Source organism: Erwinia sp. S43, from assembly GCF_016624745.1.
GTDB classification, from domain to species: Bacteria; Pseudomonadota; Gammaproteobacteria; order Enterobacterales; family Enterobacteriaceae; genus Erwinia; species Erwinia coffeiphila.
In genome coordinates this window covers 149,287-169,597 of sequence record NZ_JACVTX010000003.1, presented here as the reverse complement: position 1 = coordinate 169,597, position 20,311 = coordinate 149,287, and the positions used below count along the sequence as shown (strand labels likewise).

General features: G+C 54.3%; 21 protein-coding genes. 13 read left to right on the top strand and 8 right to left on the bottom strand.

Annotated features, from left to right (window positions below):
- Window positions 1-96: 96 nt before the first annotated feature.
- Window positions 97-684, bottom strand: coding sequence for a CoA pyrophosphatase (locus tag IBT47_RS04975; RefSeq protein ID WP_105594150.1), 588 nt, complete (start codon window positions 682-684; stop codon window positions 97-99).
- Window positions 671-2,041, bottom strand: a complete 1,371-nt coding sequence (gene pabB, locus IBT47_RS04970; protein ID WP_200559634.1) for an aminodeoxychorismate synthase component 1 — start codon at window positions 2,039-2,041, stop codon at window positions 671-673. Before pabB ends, IBT47_RS04975 begins: the two co-directional genes overlap by 14 nt.
- Window positions 2,042-2,157: 116 nt before the next feature.
- Between pabB and IBT47_RS04965 the strand changes: the two genes are divergently transcribed.
- Entirely contained in the window at window positions 2,158-2,394 is a 237-nt protein-coding gene (locus tag IBT47_RS04965; protein WP_105594148.1) for a YoaH family protein, read from the top strand.
- 35 nt (window positions 2,395-2,429) lie between these two features.
- Here the strand turns inward: IBT47_RS04965 and IBT47_RS04960 are convergent, their stop codons facing one another.
- Window positions 2,430-2,774 (bottom strand): RidA family protein, encoded by a 345-nt coding sequence (locus IBT47_RS04960; protein WP_105594147.1) that lies wholly within the window; start codon window positions 2,772-2,774, stop codon window positions 2,430-2,432.
- A 172-nt stretch (window positions 2,775-2,946) separates the two neighbouring features.
- Here IBT47_RS04960 and IBT47_RS04955 point away from each other — a divergent pair, with 172 nt between their 5' ends.
- From IBT47_RS04955 to rnd, 5 genes are all read left to right on the top strand, one after another.
- Window positions 2,947-4,845, top strand: coding sequence for an ATP-dependent DNA helicase (locus IBT47_RS04955; RefSeq protein ID WP_105594143.1), 1,899 nt, complete (start codon window positions 2,947-2,949; stop codon window positions 4,843-4,845).
- A gap of 69 nt (window positions 4,846-4,914) precedes the next feature.
- The gene (tsaB, locus tag IBT47_RS04950) at window positions 4,915-5,616 is read left to right on the top strand and encodes a tRNA (adenosine(37)-N6)-threonylcarbamoyltransferase complex dimerization subunit type 1 TsaB (protein WP_200559633.1); all 702 of its coding nucleotides are present in this window, start codon (window positions 4,915-4,917) and stop codon (window positions 5,614-5,616) included.
- Between the two features lie 57 nt (window positions 5,617-5,673).
- Window positions 5,674-6,270 (top strand): Slp family lipoprotein, encoded by a 597-nt coding sequence (locus tag IBT47_RS04945; protein WP_105594141.1) that lies wholly within the window; start codon window positions 5,674-5,676, stop codon window positions 6,268-6,270.
- Between the two features lie 216 nt (window positions 6,271-6,486).
- A complete protein-coding gene (gene fadD, locus IBT47_RS04940; RefSeq protein ID WP_200543860.1) occupies window positions 6,487-8,175 on the top strand; it encodes a long-chain-fatty-acid--CoA ligase FadD in 1,689 nt (562 codons plus the stop codon).
- A 170-nt stretch (window positions 8,176-8,345) separates the two neighbouring features.
- Window positions 8,346-9,455 carry a ribonuclease D gene (gene rnd / locus IBT47_RS04935; RefSeq protein WP_200559632.1) on the top strand — a complete coding sequence of 370 codons (1,110 nt, stop codon included), beginning with the start codon at window positions 8,346-8,348 and terminating at the stop codon, window positions 9,453-9,455.
- A 55-nt stretch (window positions 9,456-9,510) separates the two neighbouring features.
- On the opposite strand, the gene minE is transcribed toward rnd, so the two are convergent.
- From minE to minC, 3 genes are read right to left on the bottom strand one after another with little or no spacing between them, the layout of a single operon-like run.
- Window positions 9,511-9,780 carry a cell division topological specificity factor MinE gene (minE, locus tag IBT47_RS04930; protein WP_105595263.1) on the bottom strand — a complete coding sequence of 90 codons (270 nt, stop codon included), beginning with the start codon at window positions 9,778-9,780 and terminating at the stop codon, window positions 9,511-9,513.
- Window positions 9,781-9,783: 3 nt separating this feature from the next.
- Window positions 9,784-10,596 (bottom strand): septum site-determining protein MinD, encoded by an 813-nt coding sequence (gene minD, locus IBT47_RS04925; RefSeq protein WP_105595262.1) that lies wholly within the window; start codon window positions 10,594-10,596, stop codon window positions 9,784-9,786.
- A gap of 41 nt (window positions 10,597-10,637) precedes the next feature.
- Window positions 10,638-11,357, bottom strand: a complete 720-nt coding sequence (minC, locus tag IBT47_RS04920) for a septum site-determining protein MinC (protein ID WP_200559631.1) — start codon at window positions 11,355-11,357, stop codon at window positions 10,638-10,640.
- Window positions 11,358-11,514: 157 nt separating this feature from the next.
- Between minC and IBT47_RS04915 the strand changes: the two genes are divergently transcribed.
- The 4 genes from IBT47_RS04915 to IBT47_RS04900 all read left to right on the top strand — a co-directional run bounded on the left by IBT47_RS04915 (window position 11,515) and on the right by IBT47_RS04900 (window position 14,141).
- Window positions 11,515-11,790: a YcgL domain-containing protein gene (locus IBT47_RS04915; RefSeq protein ID WP_200559630.1), complete on the top strand. Its 276-nt coding sequence runs from the start codon at window positions 11,515-11,517 to the stop codon at window positions 11,788-11,790.
- 83 nt (window positions 11,791-11,873) lie between these two features.
- Window positions 11,874-12,911: a lytic murein transglycosylase gene (locus IBT47_RS04910; protein ID WP_200559629.1), complete on the top strand. Its 1,038-nt coding sequence runs from the start codon at window positions 11,874-11,876 to the stop codon at window positions 12,909-12,911.
- Between the two features lie 57 nt (window positions 12,912-12,968).
- On the top strand, window positions 12,969-13,628 hold the full coding sequence (locus IBT47_RS04905; RefSeq protein WP_200559628.1) for a fumarylacetoacetate hydrolase family protein: 660 nt from the start codon (window positions 12,969-12,971) through the stop codon (window positions 13,626-13,628).
- A 63-nt stretch (window positions 13,629-13,691) separates the two neighbouring features.
- Window positions 13,692-14,141 carry a YcgN family cysteine cluster protein gene (locus tag IBT47_RS04900; protein ID WP_105595257.1) on the top strand — a complete coding sequence of 150 codons (450 nt, stop codon included), beginning with the start codon at window positions 13,692-13,694 and terminating at the stop codon, window positions 14,139-14,141.
- Between the two features lie 55 nt (window positions 14,142-14,196).
- Here IBT47_RS04900 and dsbB read toward each other — a convergent pair whose 3' ends face one another.
- A complete protein-coding gene (gene dsbB / locus IBT47_RS04895) occupies window positions 14,197-14,727 on the bottom strand; it encodes a disulfide bond formation protein DsbB (RefSeq protein WP_105595256.1) in 531 nt (176 codons plus the stop codon).
- Between the two features lie 312 nt (window positions 14,728-15,039).
- Between dsbB and fadR the strand changes: the two genes are divergently transcribed.
- A complete protein-coding gene (gene fadR, locus IBT47_RS04890) occupies window positions 15,040-15,759 on the top strand; it encodes a fatty acid metabolism transcriptional regulator FadR (RefSeq protein ID WP_105595266.1) in 720 nt (239 codons plus the stop codon).
- 83 nt (window positions 15,760-15,842) lie between these two features.
- On the opposite strand, the gene IBT47_RS04885 is transcribed toward fadR, so the two are convergent.
- The gene (locus IBT47_RS04885; protein ID WP_105595255.1) at window positions 15,843-17,381 is read right to left on the bottom strand and encodes a SpoVR family protein; all 1,539 of its coding nucleotides are present in this window, start codon (window positions 17,379-17,381) and stop codon (window positions 15,843-15,845) included.
- A 524-nt stretch (window positions 17,382-17,905) separates the two neighbouring features.
- Here IBT47_RS04885 and IBT47_RS04880 point away from each other — a divergent pair.
- A complete protein-coding gene (locus tag IBT47_RS04880) occupies window positions 17,906-19,207 on the top strand; it encodes a D-amino acid dehydrogenase (protein WP_200559627.1) in 1,302 nt (433 codons plus the stop codon).
- Window positions 19,208-19,237: 30 nt separating this feature from the next.
- Entirely contained in the window at window positions 19,238-20,308 is a 1,071-nt protein-coding gene (dadX, locus tag IBT47_RS04875; protein ID WP_200543841.1) for a catabolic alanine racemase DadX, read from the top strand.
- Window positions 20,309-20,311: the final 3 nt, after the last annotated feature.

Below are 20,311 nucleotides of genomic sequence, written 5' to 3'. Positions count from 1 at the left end.
AAAGCCGCCGCCTTGCAGTGATTTGGATCGTCATCCTGCAAAAAAGCAGTTAAAAATAAGGCAAAGATGAATTTCAGACCGATATGAGGCTGTATTTTAGTCGATTTGTGTGGTTTTTTCCACCTGAAGACTCAGGCGGCGAATAATTCCGGCGGTCATCCCCCAGATAAAATAGTCATCAAACCAGGAGAGCCAGACGCGGTGATGAAGCCCGTGACGATGCACGTCCAGTGGGGTATAGCGACTCAGACGCAGCGCTTCTTCCAGCGGCATTTCGAACACCGATTCAACTTCCCCCTCGTTAGGCTGCCAGCGAAGACCGGGCTGGATAATGCCCACCACCGGCGTGACCTGAAATCCGGTGCTGCTGGTGACCGGCGGCAGTACCCCTATCACCTCAACGGCCTTCGGCGGGATCGCGACCTCCTCTTCGGCTTCGCGTAGTGCGGTGATCACCAGCGATTCATCCTCGGCATCACGCATACCGCCGGGGAAGGCAACCTGACCGGCGTGTTTACGCAGCGTGGCGGCACGTCGCGTAAGCAGCAGGGTCGGATTGGGATGAGCGACGATCGGCACCAGCACTGCTGCCTGACGGCGCGGCAGGGCTATATTTTCTGATGGCGGCGGTTGCAGAATAAAACGCGACAAAAAGCGTTGCAGGTGAGGGTTACTGCTGCTCATTCAATGGCTCCTCCAGACAGGGCAAAATACGGTTGACCTTATCGAAGGTTTCCTGGTACTCCGCGGCTTCGTCACTGTCAGCTACCACACCGCCACCTGCTGCACAGTAGAGATTCCCCTGTTCGGCAATCAGCGTGCGGATAGTGATGCTGGTATCCATATTTCCACAGGCGCTGAGGTAGCCAATACTGCCGCACCAGGCGTTACGACGCTGTGGTTCAAGCTCTTCGATAATTTCCATTGCGCGAACTTTTGGTGCCCCGGTTATCGAACCGCCAGGGAAGCTGGCACGCAGCAGATCGCAGGCTGACAGCCCCGCTTTCAACCGCGCGGTAATGGTACTCACAAGATGATGCACCGCCGGAAACGGCTCCACCACAAACAGTTCGGGCACCTTGACACTGCCCGGCACCGCAACCCGGCCAATATCATTGCGCAGTAAATCAACGATCATCAGATTTTCACTTCGATCCTTCGGGGAGTTGGCCAGCCTGATTGCCTGTTCATGGTCTGCCTGTTCGTCGGGAAGGCGCGGCAGCGTGCCTTTTATCGGGCGGGTCTGAATATCACCATTCTGCAGACGGATAAAACGCTCGGGCGACAGGCTGAGAATCGCGCTGTCTGGCAGGCGAATAAAGGCGCTGAACGGCGCGCGATTGGCGCGGCAAAGGCGGACAAATGCCTGCCATTCGCTGCCCTGATAGCGGGCCTGGAAGCGCTGTGCCAGATTCACCTGGTAGCAGTCCCCGGAAAGCAGCCACTGCTGTACCCGGCGGAATTTCTCACCGTACTCTTCGCGCGACATATTCGCCTGCCAGCCGCCGGTCAGCCGGAACGGTTCTGCCGCTGCGGGGCGTTGATCCTCAAGCCAGCCGAGGCGCTGCTTGATATCACCGTAAGCGACCAGCGTCAGCCTTTGCAGATGATGATCGGCGATCAGCGCCCAGTCATAGATCCCAACGGCCATATCCGGTGTGGTTAACTGACTCTCGGCGAGCTCGGGAAGCGTTTCGAACCGGCGGCCAAGGTCATAGCCGAAAAGTCCGAGTGCACCGCCCTGGAACGGCAAATCGTCACACGGTGTGGCCTGCATAGCAGCACGCCCCAGTTTCGCAGCAAGCAGGGTAAGCGGGTCCTCAGCGGAATGGCTGACCGTGCCGTTTTCATCGATGGCGGTCTGCTCACCGCGTGTTGTCAGCGTACAGAACGGATCGGCTACCAGGATATCGAAGCGGTTGTCGCTGTGATCGGCAAAGCCGGAATGCAGCAGCATTGCCCAGGGCAAATGTGCCAGAGCGGCAAACTGATGCTCGACGGCATCCGGCGTATACTTCAGTGAATGTAGAACAGGCAGCATAATTCTTCAGCAGGGTGATCCGTTACAGGGGTGCAAGCCTGGCATATTTTTCTGCCGCTGGCATCTCTTTGTCACTCGTGAAATAATCCGCGCCGCACGAGCACTCAGGAGCCACTATGTTTACAGGATTACCCGCGCTGACACATGAACAGCAGCAGCAGGCCGTAGAACGCATTCATCAGCTGATGTCAGAAGGTTTGACCAGCGGCCAGGCCATTGCCATGGTGGCGGAAGAAATCCGCAGCACGCACACCGGCGGCCACGTTGCGGTGATGTTTGACGATGAAGACGACGAGCATCATGCCGATAGTCAGGATGATGAAGACGACGAAGAAGAAGACGAAGATTACTGATATAAAGCCCCCTGCCGCCAGGGCAGGGGCGCTACTCATCTTGCCGCAACGACTTTGATTTCAACCAGATATTTTGGATTCATCAGCCCGGCGTGAACGGTACAGCGAACCGGGGCATTTCCAGGCGACACCCACGCATCCCATGCGCGGTTCATCGCGGCAAAATCTTCTTTATTGACCAGGAAAATAGTGGCATCCAGGATGCGGCTCTTGTCCGAACCTACGCGCGTCAGAATGCGATCGATTACCGCCAGCGCATTCGCCGTCTGTGCCTCAGCATCCTCATCCAGATTTTCCGGCACGCTGGTGTAGTACACCACGTCATTATGGATGACGGCTTCCGACATACGATGTTCCGGATCGATACGTTCAATGGTCATGAGTTTTCCTTTTAGCACATTAAATTAACCGGCGCTAGCCTGGCATAAACCACTGCGGGAGTCACCTGCTGTGAGGCATTACGCATCCTCACAAACTCAACGGGGCCGGTTTTTGTATCACCCCCCTAATACTGATATAATCACAGTAGTTTCTCTCCGGTAGTGAGGATTTGTGGCAGACGATTTTGCAGTGGACGGCGCTCTGGCGCAGGCGATCCCCGGTTTTAAACCGCGTGAACCGCAGCGGGTAATGGCCGCCGCGGTGGCGAAAGCCATCGATATGCGCGGTGAACTGGTCGTTGAGGCCGGTACCGGCACCGGCAAAACCTATGCCTATCTGGCACCCGCACTGCGCTCCGGGAAGAAAGTGATTGTTTCCACCGGTTCGAAAGCCCTGCAGGATCAGCTCTACAGCCGCGATCTACCCACGGTGGCAAAGGCGTTAAAATTCAAAGGTACGCTGGCGTTGCTTAAAGGCCGTTCTAACTATCTGTGCCTTGAACGGCTTGAGCAGCAGTCGATGGCCGGGGGGGAACTCGCCGTGCAGGCGATGAGCGATCTGGTCCATCTGCGCGGCTGGTCCAGCGAAACCGTTGATGGCGATATCAGTACCTGCGGCGGCGTGGCGGAGGACAGCACCATCTGGCCGCTCGTCACCAGCACTAACGATAACTGTCTGGGCAGCGACTGCCCGCAGTACAAAGACTGCTTCGTGGTCAGGGCGCGCCGCAAGGCGATGGATGCTGACGTGGTGGTGGTTAACCACCACCTGTTCCTGGCTGATATGGTGGTAAAAGAGAGCGGTTTTGCCGAACTGATCCCGGAAGCAGACGTCATGATCTTCGATGAGGCACATCAGGTGCCGGATATCGCCAGCCAGTATTTCGGCCAGCAGCTCTCCAGCCGCCAGCTGCTGGACCTGGCCAAAGACATCACCATTGCCTACCGTACCGAGATCCGCGATGTGCAGCAGCTGCAAAAGTCAGCCGACCGGCTGGCGCAAAGCGCGCAGGATTTTCGCCTGGCTTTAGGCGATCCGGGGTTTCGTGGCAACCTGCGCGAGCTGCTTAGCGATCCCCATGTGCAGCGAGCGCTGCTGTTACTCGATGACGCGCTGGAGCTGTGTTATGACGTGGCGAAGTTGTCGCTGGGGCGTTCGGCGCTGCTGGATGCGGCATTTGAGCGCGCGGCGCTCTATCGTGGAAGGCTGAAACGGCTGAAAGATGTTTCGCAGCCTGGCTTCAGCTACTGGTATGAATGCAACTCCCGCCACTTTATCCTGGCTCTGACGCCGCTTTCCGTCTCGGATCGTTTCCGCGAGGTGATGGAAGAGCGCCCGGCCAGTTGGATCTTCACCTCTGCCACGCTGGCGGTGAACGAACAGGTTACCCATTTCGTTGAGCGCCTGGGCGTGGAAAAGGCCGAAACGCTGATCCTCGACAGCCCGTTTGACTATTCCCGTCAGGCGCTGCTGTGCGTTCCGCGTAATCTGCCTTCGCCTAATCAACCCGGTGGAGCTCGCCAGCTGGCGCGCATGCTGCGTCCGCTGATCGAAGCCAACAATGGCCGCTGCTTTTTCCTCTGTACCTCTCATCAGGTGATGCGCGATCTGGCCGCGGAGTTTCGCGCAACGCTAACTTTGCCGGTACTGCTTCAGGGGGAAACCAGCAAAGGCCAGCTGTTGAAGCAGTTTATTGCCGCGGGTAATGCGCTGCTGGTTGCCACCAGCAGCTTCTGGGAAGGGGTTGATGTGCGGGGCGATACGCTGTCGCTGGTCATTATCGATAAGCTGCCGTTCACTTCGCCCGACGATCCATTACTTAAAGCGAGAATGGAAGACTGCAAACTGCGCGGCGGCGACCCGTTCGATCAGGTACAGCTTCCGGATGCCGTTATCACGCTAAAGCAGGGCGTTGGCCGCCTGATCCGCGACGTTGACGATCGCGGCGTGCTGGTGATTTGTGATAATCGGCTGGTGATGCGGCCCTACGGTGCGGTGTTTTTGAACAGCTTACCGCCTACACCGCGTACGCGAGATATCAGCCGGGCGGCGGCGTTTCTCAAGCCATAACGCGACAGTCATCAATTTGGCGCGCTTTGTGCTATTATTCGCGCCGAAATTTTTATCCCTGAGGTTGCAATGTCCACGCGAATTTTAGCCATTGATACGGCCACGGAAGCCTGCTCGGTTGCCCTGTTGAATAACCAGCAACGACTGGCCCATTTTGAACTCTGCCCGCGGGAACATACCCAGCGCATTCTCCCTATGGTGCAGGACATCCTGCAGCAGGGTGGCGTGGCGCTGAAGGATCTTGATGCCCTGGCTTTTGGTCGTGGGCCGGGAAGTTTCACCGGCGTTCGCATCGGCATCGGCATTGCGCAGGGGCTGTCGCTTGGTGCGGAGCTGCCGCTGATTGGCGTGTCCACGCTGAAAACGATGGCGCAGGGCGCCTGGCGACTGAACGGCGCAACGCGGGTGCTGGCCGCCATTGATGCCCGCATGGGCGAAGTTTACTGGGCTGAGTACCAGCGCGATGAACAGGGCATCTGGCATGGCGAAGAGAGCGAAGCCGTGCTCAGTCCTCAGGCGGCAAGTGAACGTATGGCCGCGTTAAGCGGTGAATGGTCCTGTGTGGGGACCGGCTGGAAAGCATGGCCTGATCTGGCTGAAAACAGCCAACTGGTGTTAACTGTCAGTGAGGTGGAATTGCCTGCCGCTGAGGACATGCTGATTCTTGCCTCGCAGGCGCTGGCAGCGGGGGAAACTGTCGCTCCGGAGCATGCAGAACCGACTTATTTGCGTAATGAAGTGACATGGAAAAAATTACCGGGCCGCGAGTGAGTCGCAGCAACTATTTCGCCACGGTGCAGTCAAATCAACAGTACCTGGGAGAATCTTATGCGTAAATCTCGTTTTTGGCAGTTGAGTGGTTTGTTATTAACGTCCTTATTGCTTTCAGGTTGCGTGACCGTGCCTGATTCAGTGAAGGGAACGTCGGCAATGCCGCAGCAGGATCTGGTGCGAGTGCTTAATGCGCCACAGCTCTATGTCGGGCAGGAATCGCGCTTCGGCGGTAAAGTGATTAGCGTCAGTAACAAGAACGGCATGACCCGTCTTGAGATTGCCGCAATGCGTCTGGATGATACAGCACGACCGATTTTAGGGTCGGCGACGATTGGTCGCGTGTTCGCTGACGTCAACGGCTTTGTCGATCCGATTAACTTCAATAACCAAATGGTCACCGTTGTCGGGCCTATCGCCGGGATTGAAAAAGGCAAAATTGGTGATGCTAACTACAACTTTGTTGTAGTGAAAGTAACAGGTTACCAGCGTTGGCATATGGTGCAGCAAGTTGTATCGGCACCGCAGCCGATTGACCCGTGGATCTGGTATGGTCCCGGTCATGGTCGTCGCCACGGCGGATACTGGGGCCCACCGCCCTGGGGCTATTACTCCCCGGCACCGGCGCAGGTTCAGACAATCCTGACCGAGTAGTCGTGCTGTAGCGAAATTTTCACGGCATATCCGCTGTGTTTCAGCGGGTATGCCTTTTTTTTGTTTACTTTTCTCCCGGTGAGAAATTTTTAGTGATGGGCTTCGCAACCTCAAAACGGAGAGCTGAGCAAACTGGTACGCTGAGTTAAAATAATGTTAACAGAAATCAGAGGCTGAGCTGCGATGACTACTAATACTCATTTTCGAGGTGACTCCTTGCAAAAGGTCTGGCTTAACCGTTATCCGGCCGATGTTCCGGCAGAAATTAATGCGGACCGTTACCGCTCCCTCATTGACCTGTTTGAACACGCGGTACTGCGCTATGCCGAACAGACGGCGTTCATCAATATGGGGCAGAGCCTGTCTTACCGACAGCTTGATATTCGCAGCCGGGCGTTTGCCGCCTATCTGCAACAGGAACTGGGGCTGAAGAAAGGCGACCGTGTGGCGCTGATGATGCCCAACCTGCTGCAATATCCCATTGCCCTGTTTGGCATACTGCGAGCGGGAATGACGGTGGTCAACGTTAACCCGCTTTATACCCCGCGAGAATTAGAACATCAGCTGAATGACAGCGGTGCCAGCGCTATTGTGATTGTCTCCAACTTTGCCCACACGCTGGAAAAAGTTGTCGCGAAAACGCAGGTTAAGCATGTGATCCTCACCCGGCTTGGCGATCAGCTGTCAACGGCAAAGGGCACGCTGGTTAACTTCGTGGTGAAGTACATCAAAAAGATGGTGCCCAAGTATCATCTGCCTGGGGCGATTTCATTCCGTCAGGCTCTGCAGCGCGGGGCGAGTCTGGATTACACCAAGCCGGACGTCATTAATGATGACCTGGCGTTTCTGCAGTACACCGGTGGTACCACCGGCGTGGCGAAGGGTGCTATGCTCACCCACCGTAATATGCAGGCCAACCTTGAACAGACCCGTGCCACCTACGGTTCTTTGTTGAAAGAAGGGCAGGAGACGGTGGTCACGGCACTGCCGCTGTACCATATCTTCGCGCTGACGGTTAACTGCCTGCTGTTTATCGATCTCGGCGGTGCCAACCTGCTGATCACCAACCCGCGTGATATTCCGGGCCTGGTTAAGGAGCTGGCAAAATACCCCTTCACCGCCATTACCGGCGTTAACACGCTGTTCAACGCGCTGCTGAACGATGAAGGCTTCAACAAGCTGGATTTCTCCAGCCTCAGTCTTTCGGCAGGGGGCGGGATGGCTGTACAGAAGTCCGTTGCTGAGCGCTGGGAAAAACTGACCGGGCACTATCTGCTGGAGGGTTACGGCCTGACGGAGTGCTCGCCGCTGGTTTCGGTCAACCCGTACGATATCCAGTGCCACAACGGCAGCATCGGCCTGCCGGTGCCGTCGACCGATGTGAAGCTGGTTGACGATGAGGGCAATGAGGTCGCGCCGGGTGAACCGGGTGAGCTGTGCATTAAAGGACCGCAGGTGATGCTGGGCTACTGGCAGCGCCCTGACGCGACGGATGAAGTTTTAAAAAATGGATGGCTTCGCAGCGGCGATATTGTTACCGTTGATCATGAAGGCTTTCTTCGCATCGTTGACCGTAAAAAAGACATGATTCTGGTTTCCGGGTTTAATGTTTATCCCAATGAAATCGAAGATGTGCTGATGCTGCATCCGAAAGTGCGGGAAGCCGCCGCAATCGGCGTTCCCAACGACGTAGCCGGCGAGTCGGTGAAAATATGCGTGGTGAAGAAGGATGCTTCCCTGACTAAAGAAGAGCTGATAGCGCACTGTAAAAAGTATCTGACGGGATATAAAGTTCCGAAAATTGTGGAGTTCCGTGAAGAGCTGCCGAAGACCAACGTCGGAAAAATTCTGCGCCGGGAACTGCGCGATGAAGCGATTAAGGCGGCGCAAAAAACGGCAGTCTGAGGGAACGACTGCGCGATATCGATACTCCGTTGCTATCCGGCTGCATCATCGTTGTGGTCGGGGCGACGGGGAAAAAATGCCGGGATGCACCCGGCATTATTATTTCTAACACCTGCACAGGCAGGCCGCGATGCTGCCTGCGACAAGAGACTGTTATTTTGAATTACACCATGATTACCAGCAACGAAGCGCTGGCCGAGATTTGCCAGCGTGCCCGTCAGGTTTCGGCACTGGCGCTGGATACCGAATTTGTTCGCACGCGCACCTATTATCCCCGGCTGGGCCTGATTCAGCTTTTTGACGGTGAGACGATTTCGCTAATCGATCCGCTGACCATCGGAGACTGGAAACCGTTCCGTGACCTGTTGCAGGATCGTGAAATCGTCAAGTTCCTGCATGCAGGGAGCGAAGACCTGGAAGTGTTCCTGCATGAGTTTGGCGAACTTCCTGACCCGATGATTGATACTCAGATCCTTGCAGCCTTTTCCGGTCGTCCCCTTTCCTGCGGCTTTGCCACTATCGTTGAATCCTTTACCGGTATCGCCCTGGACAAAAGCGAATCTCGTACCGACTGGATGGCGCGCCCGCTGACGGAGAAACAGTGCCAGTACGCTGCCGCTGACGTTTTCTATCTGCTTCCCATCGCACACAAGTTGATGGCCGAAACGGAAACCGCCGGGCAGATGGCCGCTGCGCTGGATGAATGCCGCCTGCTGTGCCAGCGCCGTACCACACAGCTCGACCCGCAGGATGCTTATCGTGAAATTACCAACGCCTGGCAGCTGCGGCCGCGCCAGCTGGCCGCGTTACGTCTGATGGCCGCATGGCGTCTGGAGACGGCGCGCGAAAAGGATATGGCGGTGAATTTTGTGGTGCGTGAAGAGAATTTATGGAAAATTGCGCGCTACCTGCCGGGCTCGCTGGGCGAGCTGGAACATCTCGGCGTGCCGGGGCAGGAGATCCGCTTCCACGGACGGGCGCTGCTGGCGATGGTGGCGAAAGCCGAAGCGCTGGACGAGAGCGAACTGCCGGAGCCGGTTGCCAACCTGATTGACCATCCGCGCTATAAGTCGGTGTTCAAAGCGATTAAAGCGCTGGTGGCCAGTGCGGCGGAACAGCATGGCGTCAGCCAGGAGCTGCTGGCATCACGCCGTCAGATTAATCAATTGCTGAGCTGGTCCTGGCAACTCAAACCGCGGGATCGTAAACCGGAGCTGATCGATGGCTGGCGGGGCACGCTGCTGGAGGCGGGGATTAACGAAATCCTTAACGCGGACTGACGGCAAACAATTTTCCCCTGCCTTTGCGCAGGGGAAGATTATGAGCCGGAGAGGATCATTTATCGGCTTCTTCCGACTCAGGCAGCGTAACGTTCAGCTCCAGAATGGAAATATCACCTTCTTTTTGATCCAGCTTGACGCTGAGCATCTCCGGATCGATTTTTACGTATTTGCAGATGACTTCCAGAAGATCCTTTTTTAACTGAGGCAGATACTGGGGTTCACTGTCCCCCCTTCTGCGTTCTGCAACGATAATCTGCAGCCGTTCCTTGGCTATGTTAGCAGTGCTCTTTTTTCGGGATAAAAAGAAGTCGAGTAAGGCCATGGTTTATCCCCCAAACAGGCGTTTCAGGAATCCCTTCTTCTCTTCTTCAATGAAGCGGAAGGGGCGTTCTTCTCCAAGAAGGCGGTCAACGGTATCAGCATAGGCTTTGCCTGCATCGGATTCGGTATCGAGGATGACAGGCTCGCCCTGGTTTGAGGCGCGCAGTACGGACTGATCCTCAGGGATGACCCCGACCAGAGGAATGCGCAGAATTTCCAGCACGTCTTCCATGCTCAGCATATCGCCACGGCTCACGCGGCCCGGGTTGTAGCGGGTCAGCAGTAAATGCTCTTTGATGGCATCCTGCGAATTTTCCGCCCGCCGAGACTTCGACGACAGAATACCGAGGATACGGTCGGAGTCACGCACGGAAGATACTTCCGGGTTGGTGGTGATCACCGCTTCATCAGCGAAATAGAGCGCCATCAGCGCGCCGGTTTCAATCCCAGCCGGTGAATCACAAATGACAAAGTCGAACTCCATAGCGGCGAGATCGTTCAGCACTTTTTCCACGCCTTCGCGGGTCAGTGCGTCTTTATCACGGGTTTGCGATGCGGGCAAAATAAACAAATTGTCGGTGCGCTTATCTTTGATTAACGCCTGATTCAGCGTGGCATCACCCTGGATCACGTTGACGAAGTCATAAACAACGCGGCGCTCACAGCCCATTATCAAATCGAGGTTACGCAGGCCGATATCAAAGTCGATAACAACCGTCTTTTTTCCTTTTTGCGCTAAACCGGTAGCGATGGCCGCGCTGGACGTGGTTTTACCAACGCCTCCTTTACCCGATGTAACAACAATTATGCGTGCCATATAGTAATTTCCTTAGAAAAGAAAGGGCTTGCGAGCATGGCTCAGTTCAATGTCTGAATGGTCAGCTCACCGTCTTTGAGACAAAGACGAGAAGCTTTTCCGAAAAACTCGTTCGGTATCTGGTCCATAATCCAGTACACACCGCCTATGGAAACCAGCTCCGCTGATAAATTAGTGCAAAAAATCTGGCTGCCTTTGTCGCCACCGGCTCCGGCGAGGGCACGGCCGCGCATCATGCCATAAATATGGATATTGCCATCCGCAATCAGTTCGGCGCCCGCGCTGACATTATTCGTGACGATGAGATCGCAGTTTTTGGCATAGATTTGTTGCCCGGAACGAACAGGCGTGGAAATCACCCGGGTTCTCTCGACCGAGGGCTCAGCCGCTGCGGCTGGAACTGCGGGTACGACAACCGGAACTTCGGGTTGCACATCACCCGCAGGCTTTTTTTCTTTACCTTCGGTTAATAATGGCAGCCCTGAACGTGAAATCGCGCGCTTTAACTGTTCATCTTTACAGCCACTGACGCCGACGATATGCAGGCCTGAACCCACGATGGCCTGCTGCATCTGCCGCCAGTTAACATCGCGGGTTAACGCTGAGACATTGACAACGACGGGCGCATTTCTCAGAAAGGCCGGAGCCTGGCTGACCTTTTCCGCCAGCGCCTTACGGACGGTGGCAGGATCGGTATGGTGCAAATGTAGGACAGAAAGTGTAAAACTGCTGCCCTTTAACTCAATTGGCGATTGTGGCATCTGTCCCGTTCAGTCCTGTTATTTATCATCCCGTCTAAAATAGCCGCACATTGTGCTGGTTAATCAAATCAGGACAATATTCCGAAGTTCTGTAAGCATGTTATAGTTACTGTAATATCCAGGCAAGCTACCTTCCAGGTTAATTCGAGTAAAAAATATGTTTTGTGTGATCTATCGAAGTACTAAACGCGACCAGACTTATCTTTATGTCGAAAAAAAAGACGATTTTTCCCGGGTCCCTGAAGCTCTGATGAATGGCTTTGGCAAACCGCAGCTGGCGATGCTGCTGCCGCTGGACGGCAGTAAGAAGCTGGTAAGCGCTGATATCGAAAAAGTTAAAGCTGCATTACGTGATGAAGGATTTTATTTACAAATGCCGCCGCCACCGGAAAGTCTGCTGAAGATGCATCTGGAAAATCATAAAAAAGTTTAACTAGGAATCGTCTGTAAATATATCACCCGCGCCGGGTTGAGCATTTAAATCCGGCGCGGGTGAAGTGATTAAAGGATGCATGCATGAAATTGCCACTCCTTACCACGCTGTTAACTTTGTTGTCTATTTCGAGCAGCATGAGTTTAAGTTATGCTGCAATCCCACCTGGCGCATTATCTTCTTCGGGCAGTGCTACGCTGTCACAGCAGGGGCGCGATCCCGCACAGTTCCCCGGCTATGTTGAACAGCTTAAAGCCACCGCTCGCCTGCAGGGGTTCAATCAGGCGACGATCGATACCGCCTTCACCGGCGTTCATTTTGTTGACCGCGCGATACAATCCGATCGCAGCCAGCTTGAACATAAAGTAACGCTTAACGATTATCTCAGCCGCGTACTGACACTGGGCAAAATTGAGAAGGGGCGTGACAGGCTCACCGCGTATCGCGCACAGCTGGATAGCGTTGCGGCAGCGTCGGGTGTTTCGCCTTCGTATATTGTTGCGCTGTGGGCAATGGAGAGCCAGTTCGGCACCATTCAGGGCAAAGAGGACGTGATTTCGGCACTCGCTACCTTAGCCTTTGAGGGACGTCGTGAAGCGTTCTTCACAAAAGAGCTGATGGCCGCGCTGAAAATCATTCAGCAGCAGGGCATGACAGCAGATGAGCTGAAGGGTTCGTGGGCGGGTGCGATGGGGCAAAGCCAGTTTATGCCCAGTTCATTCCTGAACTACGGTAAGGACGGCGACGGCGACGGCAAAATAGATATCTGGAATAACGTTGACGACGTGTTTGCCTCCATCGCCAACTATCTGCAGAAAGAAGGCTGGAAAGCCGGGCAGGGATGGGGAACGGAAGTCACCCTGCCGCAGGGATTTGATACCGAATTAAGCGGGTTGAAAAACGCACAGGCGAAAACGCCGCTACAGTGGCAGCAGCTTGGCGTAACCGTCAAAGCGGCATCGCAGGGAAATGCACCTGGACGCGCGTGGATCATCACGCCTGAAGATGGTGATGGTCGTTCATTTATGGTTTATGACAATTTCCGTACGCTAATGCACTGGAATCGATCTTATTATTTTGCCATTAGTATTGGCATGATGGCCGATGCTATCGCACAGTAAAACGGGGTGGTCGCGGCTTATAGTCGAGGCTGCCGTTCAACAAAGCAGGGGAAAAACATGTATCAGCATCACAACTGGCAAGGCGCATTGTTAGATTTTCCGGTCAATAAAGTGGTTTGCGTTGGCAGTAACTACGCCAAACATATAAAAGAGATGGGCAGCGCGACCCCGACCGAACCTGTACTGTTTATCAAACCGGAAACCGCACTGTGCGATATCCGTCAGCCGCTATCCATCCCGCAGGGTCTCGGTGCCGTACATCATGAAGTGGAACTGGCGGTGCTGATTGGTGCCACGTTAAAACATGCCAGCGAAGAGCATGTGGCTCAGGCCATTGCAGGCTACGGCGTAGCGCTGGATTTAACCCTGCGTGATGTCCAGGCGGGCTGTAAGAAGGCCGGTCAGCCGTGGGAGAAAGCGAAAGGGTTTGATAACTCTTGCCCAATCTCCGGTTTCATCCCGCGCAATGAATTTACTGCCGATCCGCAAAACGTTGAGCTTAAACTGATCGTCAACGGCGAAGTTCGCCAGCACGGCAGTACCGCCGATATGATCCACCAAATCCTGCCGCTGATTGCCTATATGAGCAAGTTTTTCACCCTGCGCGCTGGCGATGTGATCCTGACCGGTACGCCAGAAGGCGTTGGGCCGATGGTCTCTGGCGATAAGCTGGAACTGTCGCTCGGCGGCCACGGTATTGCTACCCGAGTACTGTAAAACTTGCATACTCAGCCCAAACCCTTTATAAGGTGCGGGTTTTTACTTTTACCGGACACCGACATGACTGATAACCCTTTCTGGCAGCAAAAAACGCTGGAGCAGATGAGCGATGAGGAATGGGAATCCCTGTGCGATGGCTGTGGTCAGTGCTGCCTGAACAAGCTGCAGGATGCCGACACGGATGAAATTTACTTTACCAATGTCGCCTGTAATCAGCTGAACATCAAAACCTGCCAGTGCCGAAACTATGAGCACCGTTTTGAGCTGGAAGAGGACTGCATCAAGCTGACGCGTGATAATCTGCCGACCTTTTCGTGGCTGCCGCCAAGCTGCGCCTATCGCGTGCTGGCAGAAGGCAAAACGCTGCCGGTCTGGCATCCTTTACGGAAGGGATCGCGTGCGGCAATGCACGCTGCAAGGATCTCAGTGCGCCATATTGCGGTACATGAAAGTGAAGTAGTGGACTGGGAAGAGCACATCATCAATCGCCCACGTGGATACGGCAACTGAGTATCAGTCAGTCGCGTAAAGAGAATAAGGCCAGCATATTTGCTGGCCTTATCATTTAGCGCGAGAACAAATCGCGTTTTTTCGGTTTAAACGCCTGGGCAATTAGCACCAGTACGGCCACTAATAGATAGGCAGCAAAGATTCCTACCAGCCACTGCGGCATACTCATATTCAGCAGCGTCCATGAGCGTTCTGCACAGTCGCCGCTGGCAACGAATACCGAAGGCAGCCATTTATCCAGCGGTAGCCAGGACGGGAAACGTGCCGCAAAGTCGCAGGTCACGAAGGGTGACGGATGCAACTGCAGCATGGTGTGTTCCCAGGCCAGACGAACACCTTCCCACGCACTGTACAGCCAGATCAGAATCGCCACCCAGCGCAGCGGCGTTTTTGGTGCGATAGCGCCAACGAGACCGGCGCCCATAATACCGAACAGCGCGCAACGTTCGTAAATGCACATTACGCAGGGTTTAAGCAACATCACATGCTGAAAATAGAGCGCCGTCAATTCGAGGGCAAAAGCAGTAAACGCCATTAACAGCCAGGCACCCCGGCCATATGAACAGCGATTCAGGTATCTCAACATAAGTCTATCCGTGTAGTAAGCGTTGATTCGGCAGTGTAAACCAAATGCCGCCGTATTCCAGCCTCGGGGCAAGAAAAATTTAGGCAGCAAAATGACTTAAATTAAAATTGGTACGAAAAAAGACGCTGGCGAAGACACGTGTTCAATCCGAACGGACAAAAGGGAATAAACGCCGTATAAAGACCAGGATAAAGCTTATTTTTTTGCTGGCGATCGACATTTTCCTCTTGCCATGAGCTATGTGTAGCCTGGGGCCTCTGGTATGATGAGATGAATTTTTGCAGTTATGAACGCAATGGAAACAAAAAGCTTATGGTCATCAAGGCACAGAGCCCTGCCGGTTTCGCGGAAGAATATATAATAGAAAGTATCTGGAATAACCGTTTTCCCCCTGGCTCGATACTGCCTGCTGAACGTGAACTCTCTGAGTTAATTGGCGTTACGCGCACCACGCTTCGTGAAGTGTTGCAGCGTCTGGCCCGCGATGGCTGGCTGACTATTCAGCACGGTAAACCGACGCGAGTGAATAACTTCTGGGAAACCTCCGGACTGAGTATTCTTGAAACGCTCGCCCGGCTTGATCATGACAGCGTGCCTCAGCTGATTGATAATCTGCTCTCCGTGCGTACCGATATCTCCTCCATCTTTATTCGACGGGCGATTCGCAGTTATCCTGAAAAGGCGAAAGAAGTGCTGGAAACCGCCCGCGATATTGACGACCACGCAGAAGCCTACACCGAGCTGGATTACAGTATCTTCCGTGGTCTTGCCTTTGCTTCCGGTAACCCGATCTACGGTTTAATACTTAATGGGCTAAGAGGGCTATATACCCGGGTTGGACGCCACTATTTCTCTAACCCCGAAGCCCGCCGCGTAGCGCAGGATTTTTATCAGCACCTGCTGCATATCTGTCATTCTCACGAGCACGAACAGATCGCCGACATCGTTCGTGACTACGGCCGCCGCAGCGGTGAAATCTGGCATGCTATGCAGGTCAGTATGCCGACGGATCTGCCGCCGCCGCGCCGCTGACGGTCAGCTCAATATAAAACGCCCCCGAATGAAATCTATTCTTCGGGGGCGTTTTTAGTTAGACATTCGTCAGAAAAAAGTCGTCAGAGCGGGGTACTCGGGCGCGGTGGGCAGCGGTCAAGAATTTCGGTGCTACCATCTTCATTCTGCTGTTCAAGCGTAACGTCAAAGCCCCAAAGCCGATGAACGTGCTTAAGAACCTCGCGGCGGCTTTTATCCAGAGGAGCGCGATTCTGCGGCACGTAGCGCAGCGTCAGCGAACGGTCACCGCGCAGATCCACATCGTAAACCTGAATGTTAGGTTCCAGATTGCTCAGATTGTACTGTGCGGAAAGCTGCTGCCGAATGGCCCGATAGCCTGCCTCATCATGAATTGCGGCAATCTCCAGATAGTTATTGCGATCGTCATCCAGTACGGTGAACAGGCGGAAATCTCGCATCACCTTAGGTGACAGGAACTGGCTGATAAAACTCTCGTCCTTAAATTCGCGCATGGCAAAATGCAGGGTTTCCAGCCAGTCCTTACCGGCAATATCCGGGAACCAGTAGCGGTCCTCCTCGGTCGGATGCTGGCAGATGCGCTGAATATCCTGGAACATAGCAAAGCCCAGTGCATAAGGGTTAATACCGTTGTACCACTGGCTGTTATACGGCGGTTGATACACCACGTTAGTATGGCTGTGCAGAAACTCCAGCATAAAGCGCTCAGAGACTTTTCCTTCGTCATACAGATGATTCAGGATGGTGTAGTGCCAGAACGTTGCCCAGCCTTCGTTCATTACCTGAGTTTGCTTTTGCGGGTAAAAGTACTGGCTGACTTTTCTGACGATGCGCAGGCACTCACGCTGCCAGGGTTCCAGCAGTGGCGCGTTTTTCTCCATAAAGTACAGCAGATTTTCCTGCGGCTCAGACGGATAGCGGGCGGCTGAATACTGTGTTTCCTCGCGCTCACGGCGCGGCAGGGTACGCCACAGCATATTGACCTGGCTTTGCAGATACTCCTCGCGGCTCTTCTGTCGTGCTTTCTCTTCCTGTAGCGAAATTTTTTGCGGTCGTTTGTAGCGATCAACGCCGTAGTTCATCAGCGCATGGCAGGAATCCAGCAGCCGCTCAACCTGTTCAAGCCCGTAGCGTTCTTCACATTCGCTGATGTAATTCCGGGCGAAAATCAGATAGTCAACAATGGAGCTGGCATCGGTCCAGCTGCGGAACAGATAGTTATTTTTAAAGAAGGAGTTGTGACCATAGCAGGCATGCGCCATCACCAACGCCTGCATGGTCATGGTGTTCTCTTCCATCAGGTAGGCGATGCAGGGGTTAGAGTTGATAACAATTTCATAGGCCAGCCCCTGCTGACCGTGCTTGTAGCGCTGTTCGGTTTCGATAAATTTTTTGCCGAACGACCAGTGCGCATAGTTGATTGGCATCCCCACGCTGGAGTAAGCATCCATCATCTGCTCTGAGGTAATGACCTCTATCTGATGAGGGTAGGTATCCAGTCGGTAGGATTTGGCAACGCGATCGATCTCCTTCAGATATACATCAAGCAGGTCGAACGTCCAGTCTGGTCCATCATTGAGTCGTTTGCTGTCCGTAATTGGAACGTCAAAGATCGTTGTCATAGCGCACCCCTTTTTATAAAACCGGTTTCTGGCGATACAGCACGTAGCGACAAAATGTCCGTTTTCATGTCAACTCACCCCCGCATTCGTGTCGCGTTGATAAGCCTGGAATAAAAGCCAATATCTCAATGATAGTTCACTGTCTCTTATCCCTCTCGTGAAAACAAATGAAATCTTCGACAGAAAATAGAGCGCGATTTAAAAAAAGATTTTTCTGTGATGGGAAATGCCCAAAAGTAACTATTTTTCAGAATTAAATCCTGTTTATAACCAAAAGATATGATGTGAAAGGTTTGTGCTGTTAACAGGCGTTTTATTCCAAAAATTGTTTTTAAGATGCTGTAATTATGAAAAATGAAGGATTTTTGACTGTATTCGTAGTGATATCTTGTTTTTATTCGCTGGCTGGGTGAAAAATATGTGAAATTTGTCAGCGGAGAGTGAGTGCTTTTCCTGGTGGTTTACTCGGTAATAAAAGCTCTCATGTAGTGTAATGTTCTTTTGAAAGCCAGATGGGGTTCGGTATGCGTGTTGTCATTCTCGGTAGTGGGGTGGTCGGCGTGGCCAGTGCGTGGTACCTGGCGCAGGCGGGCCACGAGGTTACGGTTATCGATCGCCAGCCGGATGCGGCGCTGGAAACCAGTGCTGGCAACGCCGGGCAGATATCTCCGGGCTATGCCGCACCGTGGGCAGCACCGGGCGTGCCGCTGAAAGCGGTTAAATGGATGTTTCAGCGCCACGCGCCGTTGGCGATTCGCCTTGACGGCAGCCGCTTCCAGCTCGAGTGGATGTGGAAAATGCTGCGCAACTGCGACATGAGCCATTACCAGCAGAATAAAAGCCGTATGGTCCGCCTGTCCGAATACAGCCGTGACTGCCTGAAAGCGCTGCGTCAGGACACCGGTATCGCGTATGAAGGCCGCCAGGGCGGCACGTTACAGCTGTTCCGTACCGCGCAGCAGTATGAGAGCGCGGCGAAGGATATTGCCGTGCTGAAAGACGCGGGCGTGCCCTATGAACTGCTGGAAGCCGCCGATTTGGCTCGGGTCGAACCTGCGCTGGCTACCACGCAGCATAAACTCACCGGCGGTCTGCGCCTGCCGAATGATGAAACCGGCGACTGCCAGCTCTTTACTCAGCGTCTGGCCAAAATGGCGGCGGAAGCGGGGGTGAACTTCCGTTTCAACATGCAGGTGGATGCACTGCTGCAGGAAGGAAACCAGATCCGCGGCGTGAAGTGCGGCGAGGAAATCATTACCGCAGATGCCTACGTGGTGGCTTTCGGATCGTTCTCCACCGCGTTGCTGCACGACATCGTCAAAATCCCGGTCTATCCGCTGAAAGGCTACTCGCTGACCGTACCGATTACCGACGAGAGCGCCGCGCCGGTTTCCACCGTGCTGGATGAGACTTATAAGGTGGCGATCACACGGTTTGATAATCGTATCCGCGTCGGCGGAATGGCGGAAATAGTTGGCTATAATACGAAATTATTACCGGCACGCCGCGGTACCCTGGAAATGGTTGTACGCGATCTGTTCCCGCACGGGGGTAATGTTGCCGAGGCAACATTCTGGAGCGGGCTGCGCCCGATGACCCCGGATGGCACACCGATCGTGGGTCGTACTCCATTGAAAAACCTGTATCTTAATACCGGTCATGGTACTCTGGGCTGGACGATGGCCTGCGGCTCCGGTCAGCTTCTGGCGGATATTATTACGGGTAAAACGCCGGCAATTATGGCGGAAGATCTGTCGGTAATGCGCTATTTACCGGGCTATACGCCAACGCCGGCCCGCTCATTACACGGTGCCAGTATCCGTTAACTTACCGTATTGAAAGTTCAAGGAGAGAGTATGTCGCGTCCGATTGTCGCAACGATCGATACCGCCGCGTTGCGGCAAAACCTGGCCGTTGCCCGCAAGGCTGCAGGCGGCTCGCGCCTGTGGTCAGTGGTTAAAGCCAATGCCTACGGGCACGGCATTGAGCGCGTCTGGCAGAGCCTGCAGGAAACCGATGGTTTTGGGCTGTTGGATCTTGAAGAGGCGATCCTGCTGCGCGAACGCGGATGGAAGAAACCTATCCTGTTGCTGGAAGGATTTTTCCACCCGGAGGATCTGGACATACTCGATCGCTATCGCCTGACCACCAGCGTGCACAGTAACTGGCAGATTCAGGCGCTGGCAAAGGCCAAACTCTCCGCGCCGCTGGATATTTACCTCAAGATGAACAGCGGTATGAACCGGCTTGGCTTCCAGCCGGAGCAGGTACATAACGCATGGCAGAAACTGCGTTCACTGCCTAACGTGGGTGAAATTACGCTGATGGCGCACTTCGCCGAAGCGGAAACGGCGGAAGGCATTGCCGAGCCTCTGCAACGCATTGAGCAGGCGGCTGAAGGGCTGGATTGCCCGCGCAGCCTCGCTAACTCAGCCGCGACACTGTGGCATCCGCAAACTCACCACGACTGGGTTCGCCCTGGTATTATTCTCTATGGTGCGTCACCCAGCGGGCAGTGGCAGGACATCGCCGGTAACGGATTGAAGCCTGTGATGACTTTAACCAGTGAAATTATTGGCGTGCAGCAGCTGGGGCCAGGGGCACGGGTAGGTTACGGCGGCCTGTATCGTGCCAGTGAGGAACAGCGCATTGGTGTGGTTGCCTGCGGCTATGCTGACGGCTATCCGCGCATATCACCAACCGGTACGCCGGTGATGGTTGACGGTGTCATGACCCGCATCGTTGGCCGCGTTTCCATGGATATGATTACCGTTGATTTAACGCCTTGCCCGCAGGCCGGTATCGGTAGCGCGGTGGAGCTGTGGGGTAATCACGTCAAGATAGATGATGTTGCAGCGGCATCCGGCACCGTCGGGTATGAGCTGATGTGTGCGCTCGCACCGAGAGTGCCGGTTGTTGTGGTGTGATAG